At 39.4% G+C, this 19,803-nt stretch carries 17 protein-coding genes and 1 riboswitch; of the genes, 11 read left to right on the top strand and 6 right to left on the bottom strand.

What is annotated here, in order from left to right:
* Positions 1-154: 154 nt before the first annotated feature.
* The 6 genes from efeO to J7E67_RS23995 all read left to right on the top strand — a co-directional run bounded on the left by efeO (position 155) and on the right by J7E67_RS23995 (position 7,931).
* Positions 155-1,006 carry an iron uptake system protein EfeO gene (efeO, locus tag J7E67_RS24020; RefSeq protein WP_214715320.1) on the top strand — a complete coding sequence of 284 codons (852 nt, stop codon included), beginning with the start codon at positions 155-157 and terminating at the stop codon, positions 1,004-1,006.
* Positions 1,007-2,299 (top strand): iron uptake transporter deferrochelatase/peroxidase subunit, encoded by a 1,293-nt coding sequence (gene efeB, locus J7E67_RS24015; RefSeq protein WP_214715321.1) that lies wholly within the window; start codon positions 1,007-1,009, stop codon positions 2,297-2,299. It abuts the gene before it with no gap.
* Positions 2,300-2,330: 31 nt separating this feature from the next.
* On the top strand, positions 2,331-4,070 hold the full coding sequence (locus J7E67_RS24010) for an FTR1 family iron permease (protein WP_214732986.1): 1,740 nt from the start codon (positions 2,331-2,333) through the stop codon (positions 4,068-4,070).
* 119 nt (positions 4,071-4,189) lie between these two features.
* Positions 4,190-5,524 (top strand): polysaccharide biosynthesis protein, encoded by a 1,335-nt coding sequence (locus J7E67_RS24005; protein ID WP_214715324.1) that lies wholly within the window; start codon positions 4,190-4,192, stop codon positions 5,522-5,524.
* Positions 5,525-5,611: 87 nt separating this feature from the next.
* The gene (locus tag J7E67_RS24000) at positions 5,612-6,139 is read left to right on the top strand and encodes an RNA polymerase sigma factor (RefSeq protein ID WP_251026959.1); all 528 of its coding nucleotides are present in this window, start codon (positions 5,612-5,614) and stop codon (positions 6,137-6,139) included.
* A 43-nt stretch (positions 6,140-6,182) separates the two neighbouring features.
* Complete coding sequence (locus J7E67_RS23995) at positions 6,183-7,931, top strand: aromatic amino acid hydroxylase (RefSeq protein ID WP_251026958.1); 1,749 nt, start codon at positions 6,183-6,185, stop codon at positions 7,929-7,931.
* A gap of 189 nt (positions 7,932-8,120) precedes the next feature.
* On the opposite strand, the gene J7E67_RS23990 is transcribed toward J7E67_RS23995, so the two are convergent.
* The 3 genes from J7E67_RS23990 to J7E67_RS23980 form a co-directional block, all read right to left on the bottom strand.
* A complete protein-coding gene (locus tag J7E67_RS23990; RefSeq protein ID WP_214715326.1) occupies positions 8,121-8,756 on the bottom strand; it encodes a Bax inhibitor-1/YccA family protein in 636 nt (211 codons plus the stop codon).
* Positions 8,757-8,804: 48 nt separating this feature from the next.
* The gene (mscL, locus tag J7E67_RS23985) at positions 8,805-9,200 is read right to left on the bottom strand and encodes a large-conductance mechanosensitive channel protein MscL (RefSeq protein WP_214715328.1); all 396 of its coding nucleotides are present in this window, start codon (positions 9,198-9,200) and stop codon (positions 8,805-8,807) included.
* 72 nt (positions 9,201-9,272) lie between these two features.
* A complete protein-coding gene (locus J7E67_RS23980; protein WP_214715330.1) occupies positions 9,273-10,775 on the bottom strand; it encodes a LuxR C-terminal-related transcriptional regulator in 1,503 nt (500 codons plus the stop codon).
* A 201-nt stretch (positions 10,776-10,976) separates the two neighbouring features.
* Here J7E67_RS23980 and J7E67_RS23975 point away from each other — a divergent pair, with 201 nt between their 5' ends.
* Genes J7E67_RS23975 through J7E67_RS23965 form a run of 3 tightly spaced genes read left to right on the top strand, consistent with a single transcriptional unit; the run spans position 10,977 to position 13,160 of the window.
* The gene (locus tag J7E67_RS23975; RefSeq protein ID WP_214732985.1) at positions 10,977-11,552 is read left to right on the top strand and encodes a DUF6230 family protein; all 576 of its coding nucleotides are present in this window, start codon (positions 10,977-10,979) and stop codon (positions 11,550-11,552) included.
* Between the two features lie 17 nt (positions 11,553-11,569).
* On the top strand, positions 11,570-11,956 hold the full coding sequence (locus J7E67_RS23970; protein ID WP_214715334.1) for a DUF6114 domain-containing protein: 387 nt from the start codon (positions 11,570-11,572) through the stop codon (positions 11,954-11,956).
* 13 nt (positions 11,957-11,969) lie between these two features.
* Positions 11,970-13,160, top strand: coding sequence for an exocyst complex component Sec6 family protein (locus tag J7E67_RS23965; RefSeq protein ID WP_214715336.1), 1,191 nt, complete (start codon positions 11,970-11,972; stop codon positions 13,158-13,160).
* Positions 13,161-13,197: 37 nt separating this feature from the next.
* Here J7E67_RS23965 and J7E67_RS23960 read toward each other — a convergent pair whose 3' ends face one another.
* The gene (locus J7E67_RS23960) at positions 13,198-14,430 is read right to left on the bottom strand and encodes an aminopeptidase (RefSeq protein ID WP_214715338.1); all 1,233 of its coding nucleotides are present in this window, start codon (positions 14,428-14,430) and stop codon (positions 13,198-13,200) included.
* 536 nt (positions 14,431-14,966) lie between these two features.
* Positions 14,967-17,057, bottom strand: coding sequence for a DNA topoisomerase III (locus J7E67_RS23955; RefSeq protein WP_214732984.1), 2,091 nt, complete (start codon positions 17,055-17,057; stop codon positions 14,967-14,969).
* Between the two features lie 345 nt (positions 17,058-17,402).
* Here J7E67_RS23955 and hutH point away from each other — a divergent pair, with 345 nt between their 5' ends.
* Complete coding sequence (gene hutH / locus J7E67_RS23950; RefSeq protein WP_214715340.1) at positions 17,403-18,929, top strand: histidine ammonia-lyase; 1,527 nt, start codon at positions 17,403-17,405, stop codon at positions 18,927-18,929.
* 32 nt (positions 18,930-18,961) lie between these two features.
* Here hutH and J7E67_RS23945 read toward each other — a convergent pair whose 3' ends face one another.
* Positions 18,962-19,174, bottom strand: a complete 213-nt coding sequence (locus J7E67_RS23945; RefSeq protein WP_306572496.1) for a hypothetical protein — start codon at positions 19,172-19,174, stop codon at positions 18,962-18,964.
* A 362-nt stretch (positions 19,175-19,536) separates the two neighbouring features.
* Positions 19,537-19,626, top strand: a riboswitch (cyclic di-GMP riboswitch).
* Positions 19,627-19,656: 30 nt separating this feature from the next.
* On the opposite strand from J7E67_RS23945, the gene J7E67_RS23940 reads away from it, so the two are divergent.
* Entirely contained in the window at positions 19,657-19,788 is a 132-nt protein-coding gene (locus tag J7E67_RS23940) for an anti-repressor SinI family protein (RefSeq protein ID WP_214715341.1), read from the top strand.
* Positions 19,789-19,803 lie beyond the last annotated feature (15 nt).

Below are 19,803 nucleotides of genomic sequence, written 5' to 3'. Positions count from 1 at the left end.
ATGCCTTTTGTCTACAATCTGGACTTTCCTAAAAAGGAAGGTTTTTTTCTTTTTTTATAAAATTTTAAAAATATAATTGAAAACATTTCTCATTTGCTGTTATTATATAAATGAAAATGATTATCATTATTATAGATACTGGAGGATTACATAAATGAAACTATTAAAAGTGTCAGGCACTCTAATTATATCTAGCAGTCTACTATTTGGATGTTCAAATAATACGGAGAAAACAGCAACTATAGAAAAGGTAAAAGACAAAGTAGTTACAAGTCAGGCTTCACTTACTGGGGTCACAGATGATTACAGGGCATATGCCTTAGGAGAAATTGAAGAATTTGTTAAGGCAACAGATGCCTTTACAACCGCTGTTGAAAATGGAGATATAGAAGAGGCTAAAGCTCTTTATGGGCCCGCACGGATGCACTATGAGCGCGCCGAACCAATTGCGGAAGTGTTCGGCGACCTTGACCCGAAGATTGATGCACGAGAAGGAGATGTCCCGGAAGCGGAATGGGGCGGCTACCACCGGATAGAAAAGGGCCTATGGATCGACAAAACGACCAAAGGATATGAACAATATGCTGAGCAGTTAATGAAAGATGTCAATCTTTTACGTGCAAAGGTAGATACCGTAGAAGTGACACCTGAATTATTAATAACCGGAGCAGTTGATCTATTAAATGAGGTTTCTACTTCCAAGGTAACAGGCGAAGAGGATCGTTATTCCCATACAGATTTATATGATTTTGCTGCTAATGTGGAGGGAGCAGAAAAGATTTACCAACTCCTAAATCCGGAATTAAAGAAAAAAGATGAGGACGTTTCAAAAGAAATAGAAGCGCGTTTCAATGATGTTTATAATCTACTAAACCAGCATAAAAAAGGCGAAGGCTATAAGCTCTATACTGATTTAACGGAAGCACAGGTTAAAGAACTAAGCCAGGCGATTGACGCACTAGCTGAACCACTCTCACAAATAGGACTTGTTACGGAGGCGTCTTAATTGGCAAAGAATAAAAACATCATCGATGAATCTACATCAATCGGAAATAAGATTTCGAGAAGAGATATCCTAAAAACGGCCGGTGTTGGCGGTGTCGGAGTAATTCTGGGCGCTTCAGGACTAAGCGGTTTGCTTTCGATTTCTGAAAGCAAAGCTACCACCAAAGATGACCATGAGATCGTGCCCTTCTATGGAAAACATCAAAGTGGCATCACGACGAAAACACAAAACCATGTTTATTTTGTTTCCTTGGATGTAACTACCTCGAAAAAGGAAGATTTGGTTCAATTATTCAAGGATTGGACAAAAGCCGCAGCCTTGTTATCTGAAGGAAAAGCAGTGGGGGATTTATCGAGTAATGAGTTCCTCCCGCCAAAAGATACGGGAGAGGCCGCTGGGTTATCTGCTTCTAATTTAACTATTACATTTGGGGTTGGTCCTAGTCTGTTCGTTAAAGATAATCAAGACAGGTTTGGTCTTAAAGCCAAGCAGCCGAAAGAATTAGTTGACCTTCCTAAATTTCCGCTAGATGCGCTGGAAGAAGAATGGACCGGAGGCGACCTTTGTATTCAAGCCTGCGCCGATGATTTGCAAGTAGCCTTTCACGCGGTTCGAAATCTGATTCGAATTGCAAGAGGGAAGGCAATTTTACGCTGGGCACAAACAGGGTTTCAACGCACGAAACAAGCAGACCCCAAAAGTGAAACGCCAAGGAATTTGTTTGGCTTTAAAGATGGGACAGCTAATCCTGATGTAAACAATGAATCACAAATGAACAAGCAGGTTTGGGTTCAGCCTGGGGATGGCCCTAATTGGCTGGTGAATGGAAGTTACCTTGTTGTCCGTCGAATTCAAATGTTTATTGAAGTGTGGGACCGTACAACATTAAAAGATCAAGAAAATACCTTTGGCCGTTATCGTGAAAATGGTGCACCAATTGGGCAAAAAAATGAATTTGAAAAACTTGATTTGAAGCAAAAAAATGAAAAAGGCGAATATAGCATCCCTGCCGATTCGCATACACGCTTATCCCATGGGGACGGTTCCCAGCAGATTCTGCGCAGGGCCTATTCCTATTCGGATGGAATGGATCTGAAAACCGGCAGCTTTGATGCGGGTCTATTTTTCTTATGTTTCCAGCGTGCTCCTAGTAAACAATTTATTCCGATACAAAATAGATTGGCCAAGATGGATAAATTAAATGAATATATATCCCATAGAGGAAGTGCCATCTTTGCTTGTTTACCAGGAACGAAATCAGGTGGTTTTATAGGAGAAACACTTTTTAACTAAGGTTTTTCCTTTTATTAGAGGAGAGAGACGCATGCGACGATTTAAGACAAAAAGTAATACTATATTATTATTAATGATGTTTTTCATTCTTTTTCAAACAGTCCAGCCAGTGAAAGCGGCTGTGAATCATGATGAGCTTTTCGTTCTAATCGGCGATAGCTTAATGAAAGCCAAAGATGGCGACCATTCAGCAGTTATGAGAAATATGGAGCTGTTTGCTAACGAATGGGCATCGATTAAGAAAGAAGATAGTAAACAGGCTGAAAAGGTTGAACAAGAACTTCATGAGGTTCAAAGTTTACTAGCCAAAGAGAATGTGGAAAAAGAGGTTTTTTCAAAGAGTCTTTCCTCTTTATCAAGTGCATTGGTTCTCTATGACCAAGAACAAAATCCACAGGATAAAGAAAAAGGAAAAGAGCAAGTAAAGCAGCTGAAACCGCTCATCGCCACCTTGAAACAATCGATTGAAGATGGGAATCAGTCTGTTTTGAAAGCCCAATATCAAAGGCTGCTAAATAAATGGAATGCCTCTGAAAAAACGGTTCATGATGAAAGTATTGTCGCCTACGGTAACATTGAAAAATACTTGGCATTGATCCGAATTGCGATTACACAGGCTCCTGCTGATTTAGAGAAAGCTGAAACAAATGTAGAGAAACTAGACAAAGAAGTGGTGAATTTCTTGGCTGGTAAGGTTTCTACTCAGGTTAAAGGGGATTATTCACTATCCGATCTAACTACATTATTGAGTAATGCAGAAACACAGATTGCAAAAGAAAACTATAAGAGTGCTTCTGACCAGTTAACTGAAATACTAAACATTTGGCCAATGATTGAAGGGGATGTTCAGACAAGAGACAGTAAGTTGTATAGTGATGTTGAAACAAAAATACCTACAGCTATTAGTCTTATAAACTCTGCAAATGTTGATGGTCCAAAAGCAGAGGAGATCGTAAAGGAATTAAATTCCCGTCTAGCGCCGTTAATTAGTAAAACTGATTATTCTTTATGGGATGCCGCATTAATTTTGTTGCGTGAAGGGTTAGAAGGGTTATTAATCGTGGCCACATTGCTTGCCTTTCTGAAGAAAATGGGTCAGGGCGCGAAACAGAAATGGATTTGGGCCGGTGTTGGAGCAGGTATGCTTGCCAGTGCTGTTCTAGCCATTATTATCAATATTGTATTCTCACGAATAGTTGCTGCTTCTAGCCGAGAATATATTGAGGGAATCACTGGGGTTGTCGCTGTCATTATGATGTTAACCGTTGGGGCATGGCTCCATAATAAATCCAGTATCGGGAACTGGAATAAATATATTAATCAACAAATGGAGCAAGCGATCGCTAGAGGAAGTCTTTTTTCATTTGCACTGATTAGTTTTCTGTCAGTTTTCCGTGAAGGGGCAGAGACGATCATATTCTATACAGGAATCACGCCCTATATAAGCTTGCAGCAACTGGTTTTGGGTGTAATCCTTGCAGTAGGAATCCTAGTGATTGTGGGTTTTGCAATTATCTACTACAGTGTAAAAATTCCGATTCGTTTTTTCTTTAAGGCTGCTACCATTCTTATCTATTTCTTAGCCTTTAAAATTCTTGGTATTAGTATCCATGCTTTGCAAATTTCGAATGTGCTGCCGACTAGCACCGTACATCAGTTTCCGTTTATCGATTGGATCGGATTATATCCAACCTGGGAAACGACGATTACACAGTTATTATTAGTCACGGTTATTGTTTTATTAACATGGATGATCAGAAAAAAACAGTAATGGTGAACGTTTAAAGGGCTGCGAGCCCTTTTTTTTGTTCTCCTAAAAATTTTTCTCTAATAATCAAAGAACTTGTCTCATAAGTTTATAAAAGTGAGATGAGTATGGAGGAGAAAAAATTGGCTATTTATTATAAGGGGATATTCTTTTTAGCTGTAGCTGCTTTTTTGGGGGAAGGTATTGAAATTTTAGTAAATATGATTCTTGCTCGAGAGTTAGGACCACATGGGCTAGGTCTGTATATGTCCATTTTGCCATCGATCTTCTTAATTGTGTTACTATCCAGCTTTGAGTTGCCTGTATCGATTTCAAAATTTATTGCAGAAAGGGAAGATCGTTATCACCGAAATATCCTTCATCATGCGATTACGATTACGATTGTGTTCTCGGCTGCCCTTTTTTTAGCAGCTACTGTAATCATTCCGTTTATTCCTGTGTTTGACAAATATCACCCATACGTAAGATGGCTTGTTTTGATCTTAATACCCATCATTTCCTTCACCTCCGTCGCAAGGGGATATTTTATGGGCAAGCAGCAAATGGGGAAAATAGCAGTCTCAAATTTTTTAAGGAAAACGATTCAACTCGCAGGACTGTTCCTCCTTTTCCGTTTCTTTGCTTTCGACACAGCTGAGTCAGTGTTAATCGCGATTGGTACGTTTATAGGAAGCGAGATAGTTGTGTTCCTTTATTTAATATACATGTTTATTATCCAATTTCAGCAATTGAAGCGACAGCCATTTTCTAATATGAAACGCAAGGTAGTTCAGAAAAATCTAATGGCAGTTTCGATTCCAACAACAGGTCTTCGCTTGTTTTCAGCTTTTACTGGTGCCATACAGCCCTTTATCATTAAGGCAGCATTGGTTCGTTCTGGCTTGAGCGATACATTAGCGACAGAGCAATTTGGAATGCTGATGGGGGTGGCCATTTCGATAGGCTTTTTTCCGGGTTTTATTGCTCACTCGTTAATGGTCGTTCTAATCCCAGCTGTGTCCAAGACATACGCAGAGGGTGATTACCAAAGGCTCCAAAAAATGCTTCTACAGGTGATGAAGCTAACCTTTGTATATGGGGTCATATCCGTAGCTATTTTCTACTTCTTTGCACCCGAGTTAACGTCGCTATTTTTTAAATCAGAAACACCTGCCCTATTTTTACAATTACTCTGGCCATTTTTCTTATTTCACTTTTTTATCATGCCGATGCAGGCCTTTTTGTTTGGACTTAATCTACTTAAAGAGACCTTCATTCATATTATTTGGTCGACGATCATCTCTTTTTCGCTCATTCTTTTGCTTGCAGCCATGCCGGAATGGAGAATGAATGGCGTTATTATTGGGATGAATACAGGCGCTGTTTTGTTGGCCCTCATGCATTATCTAACGATCTGCAAGAAAATTGGCGTCAGTATTTTTATGAAAGGCTTCATTCAAAATACTACTGAGCGATAAACTCCTGAGAAATTTTCTTTATAACTGTAGGGGTGAATGCTGTCAATTCCGTCTAATAGAACGTAGATCATTTTAAAGATGGAAAGGATGGAGAACATGCTTGCTGGAATTGTCCCATCATTTGAAGAAGTGGTTATGGAACATGGAAGATCCATTTATAAATATATTTTGTCTTTAGTGAAGCATAAAGAACTTGCAGAGGACATCTATCAAGAGGTATTACTCTCAGCTTATTTAGCATATCCTTCAATTAAAGAGCAATCTAAATACAAAGGCTGGTTTTTTACGATTGCAATCAATAAATGCCGTGATTATTGGCGGAAGGAAAATAAATCTAAGCAATTTTGGAAGGAAGGAGTTTATTCCTATTCAGCCTCATTCGAACCAAGCGTCATTCCAGAAGAGGAAGTCTTACATAAATTTTCTGCTGAACAGATGGCTGAAAAGGTAAACCTATTACCGGAAATTTACCGTTATCCTATTTATCTTTATTACTATCAAAATTTCTCACTCATTGAAATCGCGAAGAAAAGTAATCTGCCAATGTCGACAGTAAAAACAAGAATGAAAAGAGCGAAGGAGAGACTTCGCCCAAAAATGCAATCACTCGCATAATTGCTTCATCAAAGAATATTCTTTGCAAAGGAGAATGTTGAGGATGACAGGAAATGAAACAAAAAGGTCTCCGGTACAGTTACTTCCGTATATTTCAAAGCAATATTACAACCGTTATACGCCTATCGATCATGCGGTATGGCGTTTTGTCATGAAACAAAATCATTACTTTTTAAAAGATATCGCCCATCCTGCATATGTGAATGGCCTAAACGATTCAGGAATTAAAACTGAATCGATTCCAAAAGTAGATGACATGAATACCAGTCTAGCAAAAGTGGGTTGGGGGGCCGTCACGATTGCTGGGTTAATTCCTGGCACAGCGTTTTATGGCTTTCTGGCAAATTGTATTTTACCAATTGCAACGGAAATAAGAAAAATACAAAACATTGCCTATACCCCTGCACCGGATATGATCCATGAGGCAGCTGGACACGCGCCCATTTTATTAGATAAATCATATCGGGAATTTGTTAGGAAAATCGGCGAAATGGGAGCAAAAGCACTCTCAAGTAAAGAAAAGCTAGAGGTATTTAAAGCAGTTCGTCATTTAACAATTGTTGCCGAAGATCCAAATTCTACACCAGAGCAGGTTAAAGAGGCAGAAAGACTGGTAGCAGAAGCTAGAAAGAAGGTCAAAGGTCTATCAGAGGCCGATCAAGTTTCAAGGCTTTTTTGGTGGACGGTAGAATATGGATTAGTTGGTGACCTAAAGAATCCGAAAATTTATGGAGCTGGCCTACTATCATCAGTAGGTGAGAGTCAAAGTTGTCTGGCTGATGATGTCAAAAAGATCCCATTCTCAGTAGAAGAATGTATTAAGACACCATATGATGTCACAAAGCCGCAGCCGCAACTATTTGTTTGTAAGAACTTTGATGAACTAGCAGCGGCTATTGATCAATTTGCTTCTACCATGGCATTTCAAAAAGGTGGAACGGAAAGCCTAGAAAAAGCTTTGCAATCTGATAATCTCGCAACTGTTGTCTTCTCTTCAGGGTTGCAAGTGACCGGCACACTAACAACGATTTTGAAGGATGATAAAGGGGAAGCTGTTTATATCAGAACGAAGGGACCTACAGCACTATCGCTTGATCAGAAACAATTAGTGGACCATGGCAGAGAGACACATCATAAAGGCTTTGGGACACCAATAGGCAAACTTGAAGGAAAGATTGTAATTGAGAATAGCTCGCTTGATCACTTAAAGGATTTAGGCATTATTGAAGGAAACGAAGCAGTATTGAAATTTGAAAGCGGTGTCAATGTAAAAGGGATCGTGAAGACTATTTTGTTGTCTGCAGGTAAGCCGATCTTAATCTCATTTAAGGATTGCCAAGTAAAATTCAAGGGTCAAGTCCTTTTTGAACCATCTTGGGGGACCTATGATATGGCGGTGGGAGCAGAAATTACCTCTGTTTTTGCAGGCGCGGCTGACCCAGACGGTTACTTTGACTGGCCAGCAATAGAGGAAAGAAATGTTGTAGAGGAAACAGTAGTGCAGCAGAATTGGAATCAACTAGAAAAGCTATATGAGGAAATCCGCAGTTTACGTGAGAGTCCGGTGTGGAATGAACAGAGTTGGTCCAGCTTGGAAAAAGTAATATCAACCTTGGATCAGCAGTACCCCAATGAGTGGTTATTGAGGCTTGAAATACTAGAACTCTATAAGAAGCACAATGGCAGCCATCCCAACGTTAAGCGTATAACTGAAATGTTACTGAAAAAAAACTGGGAAAAATCAATAAAGCAGGTGATTCAGCGCGGATTCACGTTAATATATAATAGCTAAAAGCAAAAGGAGCTTGGATACCCAAGCTCCTTTCTCATGCTGTCTAGCTCCAGCGCCCAGCGGCTAGTGGACTTCGCTCTCCGCCCTACGATAAGTCAACATCGGTTCGCTCCGCTCACCGTGTATTCTTTATCTCAGTTGGAGCGCTCCAGTCGATACGCCGCTAAACGGGCGCTTCCGCTTTCCTAGTTAATCCTTGCTCGAAAGAATCCCCAAAATACGAAGGATGCTGACGAAAAGGTTAATAAAATCCAAATATAAGTTCAATGCCATCAATGGTACTTCTTCCGGTCTTACACCGTAATGCTTCATTCGGCTGAAATCAAAAAGAACATAACCGCTAAACACTATCACTCCAATAATTGAGAAAGCAAGCATCCCTGTGGAGCCTAATGGAAAGAAGATATTAAAAATGGAAATGGCCACTAATGCAAGCAAGGCAGCAAGCAGGAATCCTCCTAAAAAGGAAAAGTTTTGTTTTGATTTAGTCGCATAAATAGCAACACCTGTAAAAACAACCGTTGTACTGGCGAATGCCATAACAACCACGTTAGCACCTGCTGTAGCTAAGTAATAAGCTACGATTGGATAAAGGGTTATTCCAGATATAAATGTAAAAATGTATAAGAATGAATAAGAAATCGCCTTTTTGCGTCTGAAAAAAAAGGCAACCATGAGCATGACAAATTCTAAAATGGCTAATGGCATAAATAGGCTAGATGGAACAAATACTCCTGCCATTGTACCCAAGAAAGCAATCGCAAGCGAAAGGGCAAATGTTCGTAAAACAGATGGCAAAAATTCAGTAGATGTTTGAGTATACAAATTTTTCACCTCAAAAATTATTTATTACTAACATATACGATGATATGGTCAAGATGTTTCATTTTTTCTTAAAAAATCTTTATCTTCTTTTAATAAATCGCGAATTTCTGCTAAAAGCTCTTCCGTTCGGTCCACTTTCGCAACAACCGCTGCTGGTTGCTCTTTCTTATTAAATCGGTTAAGAAACTTCACAAAGAGGAAAATGGAAAAAGAAATGATTAAGAAATCAACGACTGTTTGGATGAATTTACCATATGTTAATTTACCATAGGCAAGATCAGAAAAATCAAAATCAACGCCTCCAATGATTACCCCAACTAAGGGCATAATTATATCGGCGACAAGAGAAGACACTATTTTTCCAAATGCTGCACCGATAATAACCCCGACGGCTAAATCGATGACATTGCCCTTCATGGCAAATTGTTTAAATTCACTCCACATAAAAAACATCCTCCAAGCTTTTTTCTTAATTGTACATTGTAACCTTCATCACATATAATAGCAAACCATGTATTATGAAATTAAGTTCATCTTAATCGCCTTTACAGCTGCATCAATCCGGTTTTTTGCAGCTAATTTTTGGATGATTATAGAAACATAATCACGAACCGTATAGCTGCTTAGATGAAGAATCGATGCAGCCTCGTTGATAGATGCACCCTCGGCGATCAATTTTAAAACCTCTTTCTCACGTTGTGTTAAGACGCCATTTGAGTTCCCAAATTGTTGAAGTGTCTCATCTCCAATAGAGTAAAGTAATTCCCCAGCATAATGACCAAATTTTATTAATGTGGCCAAGGTTTGAATAGAAACTTCAAATTGAGACTCTTCCCCTTTGTCCAAAAGGGCAATACCGATCAGTTTGTTTTTTGTTGGAACAAATATTGGTAATACCACTAGTGACTTTAATTTATATTCCTGGACATATTTGTTCGGTAACACTTCAGCAGCATCAGCAAAATAAAGGGGCTGAGAATGATTTAATAAATGTAAATATTTCTTTAGTAAGGGGATCTTAATTAATTCTTCCCTAATCTGCTGAATAGTGGGATTGCTTACATTATATCCAGAAACTCCGACTCCTTTGTCCTCGTAGTGATTATACATAAATAGGGCACAGCGATTAAAGGGCATATATTCGACTAAGCCCTTAGTTATCGCCTTAACCGCCTCATCCGCACCTCGGGTTCGTAACAAGTGCTGTAAGAAGAGTAGTGATGCATCTTTCCATTCCATCTTACTTTCAAGATGATGTAGTTTTAGCTGGCGTAAATACATCCCTCTAATAAAGTCAATTTCATGATTGCTGACTGGAAAGTCTTCACGTTGCAGCCCGATTAACAGGGTGTCATTCAAACAAGGGATTTGTACAATGGAAGCCCCGTCGCTTCCTGTTCCTAATAGTCTAGCAATTGCGGTTGATAAGTGGTCTATTTGATTAGCCTTTAAACCTTTGGACATTTCAATTAAAGGGCTAGCTACTTGAGTTAGTTCAGAACAGACCACACTATCCACCTGATAATCATCCTGTCCCTTATTAATGACAGCTATCCAATCCATTGGAATGACGTTAGTAGCGATAATTGTTTTTACCCATTTCTCATTCCGATCTTCTATGTCTTGTGTTAACAATGTCTGGTCAAGTATTCTCGAAAAAAAAGATTGGACTGCCTGATGATCGAGAAATGTGGAAGCTTTATTTTCAGATAATAGCCTGTGAAATATATTTTCAATCGTTGTTAACAAAAATATCGTCTCGTTTTCATCATATTTGGTGGCGAAACGATTTTTCCATTCAGAAAGCAGGGAAAGGATGAAGGAGTCTACACTAGGGATTTTATCGTTAAATACTTGTTCGAAGGCAATCTGGATGATGACAGTAAATTCATCAACTAAACTGTCCTTTCTGTATTTTAATGTGGATAGAACTTCCTTCCATTCTTTCATGAATGGTTCACTAAGCCCGATAAGAATAGATAGTCCCTTTTGTATAAGCTGCTCCACCTTGTGCTCCATGTTGGTACCACCTCCACCAATATCCGTTTTTATATTCTTCGGTGGAATATTTTTCAATATGTCCGTAGTAGTAATCCGTACCCGACATTTGACGGGGTACAAGTTTTAATACGATATATTTCGTGATTGTGGTGGTGAAATAACCGTAGTAAGGTATTAAAAAGAATATTATTATAAAATTCAGAAAGTAGGAGGGTGTTTATGGAAAGTTCAATTCAGCTTGTTGAGGGGATGACAAGTAAAAGAGTTTTCTGGTCAGCTTTAGGGTCGGGAATTCTGGTATTAGCGCTGTTATTAGTCTCATTTGGAATCTCGGGGGTAGCATACGCTGTCCCAATTGCTGGTGTGGGTGACTTTTATGTAGAGTTTGATAAATTGGAGGGGAATGGCTACACCTTTTTTCCAAAAATGGGTGAAACAAGCAGCGAAGATTCGGCTCCACAAGGCACAAATTTAATAGAAAATTTGACAATTGATAATTTGCAATTATACAAGGATTTCAAGGTTGGCGGGCAATGGATTCGAGTCAAGATTACGGCCTCCAAACCTGTACAGATTACCGGATTACAACACGATGCAGGTCTTATTGAAGCGGATGCAAAATTCCAAAACTTAGCGCTAAAAGAAAATCATAGCGATGATTGGCAAAAACAATTCCAACAAACCTCATCGAAAATTACCTTAGAGCATGCAAAGCTGAAAACACACTATCTGTTTCAGAAAACGATTAATATGAACGGGATGAGACTGACAGTTGAAAAGATTAATAAGAAATAAGAAATGGAGGAAAATAGATGAGATTTACTAAATGGCGAAAAAGCCGGCCGCTGTGGGGTGCTTTGATCACAATAATCAGCGGAGTCATGATTTTATGGGTGCCATTAAACCTGTATTTAAGTACATTCCTTCCAGGGTCGATAGCTATCATAGGCTTACTTTTTGGCGGACTACTTACATTGATTGGAATTGTGGCCTTATTCTTTCCTAATGCTTCTAAAATTCTAGGAATCTTTACTATTTTTCTATCCATACTTTCTGTTATTGGAGCATTAGGTGGGTTCCTTATTGGCACGCTAATTGGAATTATCGGCGGGGCATCGCTGATGGCATGGCGGCTTGGACCAGTGAAAGTAAAAGAATCACCCCCAACTGATCTAGAAAAAACGGCCCAGACTTTCTAAAGGAGATCAAAATATGTGGTTAAGCAAGCTGATCTTATTAAGCTTATGTCTCCCGTTGATAATTTTAACAATTTTCACTAATGGTGGAGCAGTAAAAGCGGAAGAACAAACTACAGATGGTTTTGTAATTGAGGCAGACCGAGTCGTTGGTTCGGGTATGACTGCAAACATTATTAAACAAGATACCTCTACAAATAGTGGTAAACTAATGCTGCGGTTTCATTATAAATCCGCAATCATTTATGGAATGAAATTAACCAAGCAGGTAAATTCCCCAAAGGGTCCTGTAAGTATTAGTTTAAAAGCAAATGGACCTGTTAGTGTAAGGAATATGACGGTTGATACATCGGCTATTGTGTTTAAAGGGGCTTGTGTAAAGGCATCAGAAACTGTTCCAGAGCTTGGGATGGAGCAGGTGGTCATGGTGGCTCATTTTATGGAATCCGAGAATATTATTATTAAGCAGTTAGTTCTTAATACGGTTTCCGGTCAATCATCTGCACCCAAGCCAGGAAGGTTGAAAATTATTCAAGATTTAAGCTCTCTTCCACTTCATCAATTGGATAAAGAGCTTGATAAAATTTCTAGTGGACATATGCCTCTCACGTGTGAAGAGGGTTCCAAAATAGTGGAGTCATCTGATGCGATTGGAAAAATCACTGAACCGGTTGAAGATGTGATTGAAGTCATGACCAATCCATTGAAAACGGTTCCAAAACCATTGGAACCGATAGTAGACCCATTCAAGCCAATAGTGAAGCCTTTAGAACTAGTAACAGAACCACTTGAGCCAGTTTTGAAACCGCTCGAGTCTGTAACAAAAAAGCTTGAGACGGTTTTGAACCCACTTGAGCCTGTAACAAAGTCGCTTGACCCAATTGTCAGCGGAACTACGGAAAAGGTGGAACAGATTGTAAAATCCGTTTGTGAACAAATGGAGGATGCAAAGGGAGTAATCAATAAGGAACTGGCCTTGTCTCTAATTGATGAAGCCATTGAAAAGAAAATATTATTGAGTAGTGTCTGCCGAGGTGACACATCACTGACAAAAAAACTTCAAAGCTGGGAAGAGGGTTTATTAAAATCACTCGGTCTTATTGATTTAATAGGAAAAGTCGTACCTGAGGATCCAATTGAACAGTTGAATAAAATGCGTGAAAAAGTTGCAAAGGAAAAGGAGGGAGCCATTATTTTTTCACCATAGAAAAAAGAGCAGGGAGCCTGCTCTTTTTGTGCATAGATTAGAAAGCCCAGTTTCCGCCTCGGAATACGGGTTCTGTTTTTCCATCAGCAGTAATTCCATCGATGTCCATCTCCGTGGAACCAATCATGAAATCGACATGGGTAATACTTTCGTTCAGACCGTTCTCTTTCAATTCTTCGGAAGACATTTTCTTGCCGCCTTCAATACAAAAAGCATAGGCACTGCCGATCGCTAAATGGTTTGAGGCGTTTTCATCAAACAATGTATTGAAGAAAAGGACATTTGATTGGGAAATTGGTGAGTTATATGGTACAAGTGCGACCTCACCAAGATAATGTGAGCCTTCGTCTGTATCGACAAGACGCTTAAGGATTTCTTCGCCTTCTTCTGCTTTTACCCCAACAATTTTTCCATTTTCAAACGTAATCGAAAAGCGGTCAATAATATTTCCACCATAGCTTAAAGGCTTGGTGCTAGCAACTGTACCATTGACACCTGTTCTATACGGAACAGTGAACACTTCTTCGGTCGGCATGTTTGCCATAAACTCGAAGCCTTTTTCATTCTTACTGCCTGCGCCCACCCAGATGTGTTTTTCCGGAAGTTCAATCGTTAAATCTGTACCAGGAGCAGTGTAATGAAGCTTTTGGTATTTTTTTTCATTTAAATAATGAACTTTTTCATGAAGGGTTTCATCATGTTTTTTCCAAGCTTCTACTGGATTTTCAACGTCTGCACGCACGGCTTTGAAAATCGCATCCCAAAGTTTGTTTACTTGGTTTTCAGCAGGCTCATCTGGGAAAACTTTAGCTGCCCATGCCGGTGAAGCAGCTGCGATAACAGTCCAACTTACCTTGTCTGATTGTGCAGCCTTTCGATATTTCGCCAGTGCTTTTCCTGCAGCTTTATTGAAGTTGGCAATCCGTTCTGGATTCACGCCTTTTAGCAAATCAGGGCTAGTGGAAATAACCGACATAAAGGCAGCACCTTGATCTGCTAGATCTTCCATTTCTTTGGCACGCCAAACAGGGTACTCAAGGAAAGCCTCATCGGGAGCTAAGTCATATTTTGTTCTCGTAACGGTATCGTCGTGCCAGTTAACGATGACATTTTGTGCACCAGTTTCGTATGCCTTTTTAACAATCAGACGAACAAAATCGGCCGCATCTAAGGTGGCGTTAACGACTAAGGTTTGACCTTCCTGAACATTTACGCCAACCTTAACGGCTAGTTCAGCATATTTTTCAAGTTTTTTTTGAAATTCACTCATATGTACGTCTCCTTTTTCCGAATCTTCCTATATTGTAGCGTTATTAATTGGAAAAAGAAACTAATAGCTATGAAGCAAGAGCCCGTCTTATAAAAACAAAAAAGCAGTAAAGATTCTCATCTTTACTGCATCTTGCTGCCGTACACTTTTATATTAAAATAAACACCTGCGGAAAATAGGACTAAAAATGTAATAATTCCTGACAATGAAGTTGGAGCCATGAACTGGGATAATTCCATTGTTTCCACCGCCCTAATAATATTAACTTTTGTAAGTTAATTATAATACAAATTAGGCAAATGTGAACATTTTAGTACAATTTTATATGAATTATTGACCCTTTTTTACATCTATGTTCCTATTTTTTGCTTTTCAAACGAATAAAACATTACCCAATACATCCCAGCACTTGAAAGAGCAAGAATCGCTATGACGGAAAATGTCCAACCATAGTTTTTGATCATACCATCATATTATCTAACTGGAAGAACATACAACAAAAATGGTAAGCACATGGATTGTGCTTACCATTATGGTTAGTCTTGATTTTTTAAGGCTTGTTTCAGTAAATCACCTAAGCTTGTTCCAAAATCCTCCTTTTGCGTATATTTCTGGACAAGTTTTTGTGCTTCTTTCTTATTGACAGCTTTTTTCTTGTCTTCTGCTTTTTCAACCACATTGCAACGGCGGCATTGGAAGTAGGCGCCTGCCTTCCCATCATGAATCTCCATTTTTTTATGGCACTGTGGACAGCGGCGATTGGAAAGCTTCGGGTCCTTTCTTTTCCGGTAAGAACACTCAGGACTTGAGCAAACAAGAATTTTCCCATCCTTTGTATTTCTTTCCTTTAAGAATTCATTGCATTCCGGACATCTAGAACCAGTTAAATTGTGGGCACGATAGGATTTTTCACTTTTTTTAATTTCGGAAACAAGTTGCTCTGTTTGACGGCGAATTTTTTGTAAAAAGGCTTTTGGGTCTGCCTTTCCTTTTGAGATTCGTTCCAGTTCCTGCTCCCATTTGGCCGTCAGTTCTGGTGACTTTAATTCATCATTGACAAGGTCAATTAGTTGTTTGCCTTTTTTCGTTGGATGAAAGCGTCCATTTTGCCGTTCAACGACTTCTGTTTCCACAAGTCTTTCAATAATTTCAGCTCTGGTTGCTGGGGTTCCTAAACCAAATTTCTCCATTTGAGCTAGAACATCCGCTTCAGAATAACGATGCGGTGGTTCGGTCCATTTTTGGTTGATGGAGCTATTTTTTACCGTAAAGGACTGACCTTGGGCTATTCTTTGCAGGCCTGTTACAGCATGTTCGGTATCTTCTTTTCCTAAGACTTTCTTAAAGCCCAAATCGATAACATTCGTCTCTTTTGCTGTAAATGTCTCACCTTCGACCTTGAAGGTAGCCTGAATGGTTTCATATTCATAAGCAGGTAAAAACAAGGCTAAGAAACGTCTGGCAATGATATCGTATAGTTTTCTTTCGTCTGAATCGAGCTCACTAAGATTCAGACGTTGTTCCGTAGGAATAATGGCATGGTGATCCGTTACCTTTTCATTGTTAAAAACGCGTTTGGCAAGCACAATACCCCTATTTGCAAGAAGAGGGCGGACTTCATCTCTATATCCAGAAGCCATTCCTTGCAGGCGGTCTGTCATTGTGTTCATCATATCTGTTGTTAAATAGCGTGAATCGGTTCTTGGATAAGTAACCAATTTGTATTGCTCGTAAAGACGCTGTAAGACGGTTGAAGTCTTTTTTGCAGAAAAACCAAATCGCTTATTGGCATCACGCTGTAGCTCTGTTAAATCATAGGGTAGAGGCTGCGGCTCTGATTTTTTCTTTCGCTCAATTTTTTCAAGTGCAGCTTTTTTCCCATTGATATTCGATTGGATCGCTTCCGCTTTTACTTTATCGAAAATGCGCTTTTCATTGTCTCGTTCCCAATCAGTTGAAAGCGGGCCGATTTCTGACCGAATAGTCCAATATTCCTTTGGTACAAAGGATTGAATCTGCTGCTCACGCTCAAGAACAAGTGCAAGCGTAGGGGTTTGAACCCGACCTGCAGATAGAGGATCCTTGTATTTGGTGGTCAATGCTCTTGTCACATTTAGACCAATTAACCAATCCGCCTCTGCTCGGCAAACTGCTGAATGGTAGAGGTCCTCAAACTGTTTGCCTGGTTTTAATTGTTTGAACCCATCCTTTATAGCCTTATCTGTTTGTGAAGAAATCCATAATCTTTTTAAAGGTTTGTTCCAGTGGAGCTTTTCAAGAATCCAGCGGGCAACCAGTTCGCCTTCACGACCTGCATCCGTTGCAATGATGCATTCGTTAATATCTTTCCGTTTGGATAACGCTTCAATGGCACGGAATTGATGGTTTGTTTGCTTCATGACCATCAAGCCCATTTTTTGTGGAATGATCGGTAAATCTTCCAAATTCCATGTTTTATATTTCGTGTCATAATGCTCGGGCATTTTTAATTCGATTAAGTGTCCAAGGGCCCATGTGACAATATATTGATTGCCTTCCATATAGCTTTTATGTTTTTGATTGCAGCCAAGGACACGAGCAAGTTCACGAGCCACACTTGGCTTTTCTGCAAGTACGAGAGATTTCATAATTACTCCTTTCGGGTAAATCCAATTTGACCTTTTTATAGTATAACGGAACTTTCCTTTATTTTAAATCGTTGTAGCTCATACGCCGCTAAACCGGCGATTCCGCTTTTCATTATTATCGTACTAAAGTGTTATCGTGCTAAAATTCAGAAAATTAAATTGACAGATAAGCTTTTCATCACATACAATAATTAGCAATAAGATAGTTAAAGAATGGAATGATCCCATGTGGCATCTAATAATATTCGATCAATTAATCATAAAAGAGGCTGGACTCCAAATCAAATAGATTCGGAATCCAGCCTCTTTCTTTATTATACTACAGTGGTAGAGGAGAGGGACAAAATGATCACACTTACAGGTGGAAGCTTAACATTAGAGCAGATGAAAGATGTATTATATGGCAAGCAAAAGGTTAATGCTTCAGACAAGAGTATGGAAGCCGTCAAGAAGAGCCGTGAAGCAGTAGAAAGAATTGTTTCAGAATCAAAGGTAGTTTATGGAATTACGACTGGATTTGGAAAATTCAGCGATGTACTTATCGATAAGAGTCATGTTCAAGACCTGCAACTTAATTTAATTCGTTCCCATGCGTGCGGGGTAGGTGAACCTTTTCCGGAAATTGTTTCTAAAGCCATGGTCCTTCTTCGGGCTAACGCACTACTAAAGGGCTTTTCTGGAGTCAGACCTATTGTCATTGAAAAGTTATTAGAGTTAGTGAATAAAGATATCATTCCTGTCATCCCACAGCAAGGTTCCCTTGGTGCGAGCGGTGATTTAGCCCCGCTTTCTCACCTTGCCTTAGTTCTAATTGGGGAAGGAGAGGTATTTTACAAAGGTAAGCAAATCGATGCTTTTGATGCGCTCCAGTTAGAAGGAATTCTACCCGTAACATTGGAAGCAAAAGAAGGTCTAGCTCTAATTAATGGTACTCAAGCGATGACAGCAATGGGTGTTATTGGTTACTTGGAGGCAGAACAGTTAGCACATGAAAGTGAGCTGATTGCTGCAATGACAATGGAAGGGTTAAACGGAATTATCGATGCATTTGCAGAAGAAGTTCATGTCGCAAGGGGATACAAACAGCAGATTGACACAGCAGCGAGAATTCGTCGTTATTTAGGCGATAGTTTATTGACAACACAGCAGGGCGAGTTACGGGTTCAAGATGCTTATTCTCTCCGCTGCATTCCACAAGTTCACGGGGCATCTTGGCAGGCCTTGGATTATGTGAAAGAAAAATTAGAGATCGAAATGAATGCAGCAACGGATAATCCATTAATTTTTGATGATGGAGAAAAGGTGATTTCTGGGGGGAACTTCCACGGACAGCCCATAGCTTTTGCGATGGATTTTATGAAGATTGCCGTAGCGGAACTAGCAAATATCTCGGAAAGACGAATTGAAAGATTAGTTAATCCACAGCTAAATGATTTACCGGCTTTCCTAAGTCCTGAACCTGGTTTGCAATCGGGTGCAATGATTATGCAATATGCGGCAGCAGCGCTTGTTTCAGAAAATAAAACACTCGCACATCCTGCCAGTGTCGACTCGATTCCCTCTTCCGCAAATCAAGAGGATCATGTAAGTATGGGAACAATTGCTTCTAGGCATGCTTATCAAATTATCCAGAACGCACGCAGAGTTATCGCAATTGAACTAATTTGTGCCATGCAGGCGGTTGAAATTCGCGGGATCGAAAAAATGGCATCTTATACCAGGGGGTTTTATGATAAAGGCCGCGAACAGGTAGCTTCGATTAAACAAGACAGGGTGTTTTCCAAGGACATCGAAAAAGCAGCTAATTGGCTTAAAGCAGTTGAATTTTCACATTTTATTAGAAATTTAAGTGTGGAAAAAGGCGAATTCTAGGGATATAAAAAGGCGTGAAGTGCTCACGCCTTTTATTCTGTCTGGTCATTTAGTAAACGAGCAGTATCTCCTCGATATTCATCCTCATCTTCCACTCGATTTTTAAAGGCTTCCCTTACCACTAAAAATTCTTCGTCCCCAATTGCTTGTTTCGCATGCTTTTCTGTTAAACTGTCTTTTGGAAAATTACCTGGGTGGTTTTTCTTTTTATGTTCAAAATGTTCTCCACGTGCCAAATTCAACACTCCTTTCGTCATCAAAAGTAGCATTCCCTGATTGGAGTGAAAATAATTACTATTAAAAAAGAAAAAGCTGTCTGAAAGTGGAATCTATAAATAGATTCACTCTTCACCAGCTTTATCTTTCGGGGGATCTGGTTTACACATGCGGTCTAAGACATACCCAGCAGGGGTTAAGCTGTAATTGGGATATTTTTGTAGATGTTTGGCATAATTTGTTAGAAAGAAATGTGTGAAAATTAAAATAATACGACAAATTACAACACCCTACTAAAATAGCACTAGATATAATATCAATGAGGATTAAGTAAATCGACCTATCACATAAGAACGATAAGCTAATACAGTCATACTTAAGTTGTATTAGTATCAGAAAAAGGCAAACCTGTTGAAAAGCAGGGACGCAAAGCCGAGGATCTAAGGCAAGTATGACTTGTTACGATGGCCGGGCTACCTGGAATACACAATGTATTTTAGGAGTGAGAAAAATGGTTATTACAAAAAGTGAAGTAGAAGTAATCGATCAAGAATGGATGGAACTCATATTAGAAGCAAAAGACTTGGGATTATCCATAAAAGCAGTTCGTGACTTCCTTAGCCAACAAGAGGTTATGAGTTAATCACGGAACGACAGT

It is taken from the genome of Bacillus sp. ISL-46, assembly GCF_018613205.1.
Note: the sequence above shows the minus strand (reverse complement) of the source record. Positions and strands in the feature narration are given on the sequence as shown.

Coding starts and splice junctions, on each gene's coding strand:
- J7E67_RS24000 (WP_251026959.1), top strand. CDS start 5,612: ATGGAGAACATGCTTGCTGGAATTGTCCCATCATTTGAAGAAGTGGTT.
- J7E67_RS23975 (WP_214732985.1), top strand. CDS start 10,977: ATGGAAAGTTCAATTCAGCTTGTTGAGGGGATGACAAGTAAAAGAGTT.
- hutH (WP_214715340.1), top strand. CDS start 17,403: ATGATCACACTTACAGGTGGAAGCTTAACATTAGAGCAGATGAAAGAT.
- J7E67_RS23955 (WP_214732984.1), bottom strand. CDS start 17,057: ATGAAATCTCTCGTACTTGCAGAAAAGCCAAGTGTGGCTCGTGAACTT.
- mscL (WP_214715328.1), bottom strand. CDS start 9,200: ATGTGGAGTGAATTTAAACAATTTGCCATGAAGGGCAATGTCATCGAT.
- J7E67_RS24010 (WP_214732986.1), top strand. CDS start 2,331: ATGCGACGATTTAAGACAAAAAGTAATACTATATTATTATTAATGATG.
- J7E67_RS23995 (WP_251026958.1), top strand. CDS start 6,183: ATGACAGGAAATGAAACAAAAAGGTCTCCGGTACAGTTACTTCCGTAT.
- J7E67_RS23940 (WP_214715341.1), top strand. CDS start 19,657: ATGGTTATTACAAAAAGTGAAGTAGAAGTAATCGATCAAGAATGGATG.
- J7E67_RS23980 (WP_214715330.1), bottom strand. CDS start 10,775: ATGGAGCACAAGGTGGAGCAGCTTATACAAAAGGGACTATCTATTCTT.
- efeO (WP_214715320.1), top strand. CDS start 155: ATGAAACTATTAAAAGTGTCAGGCACTCTAATTATATCTAGCAGTCTA.
- J7E67_RS23970 (WP_214715334.1), top strand. CDS start 11,570: ATGAGATTTACTAAATGGCGAAAAAGCCGGCCGCTGTGGGGTGCTTTG.
- J7E67_RS23960 (WP_214715338.1), bottom strand. CDS start 14,430: ATGAGTGAATTTCAAAAAAAACTTGAAAAATATGCTGAACTAGCCGTT.
- J7E67_RS23965 (WP_214715336.1), top strand. CDS start 11,970: ATGTGGTTAAGCAAGCTGATCTTATTAAGCTTATGTCTCCCGTTGATA.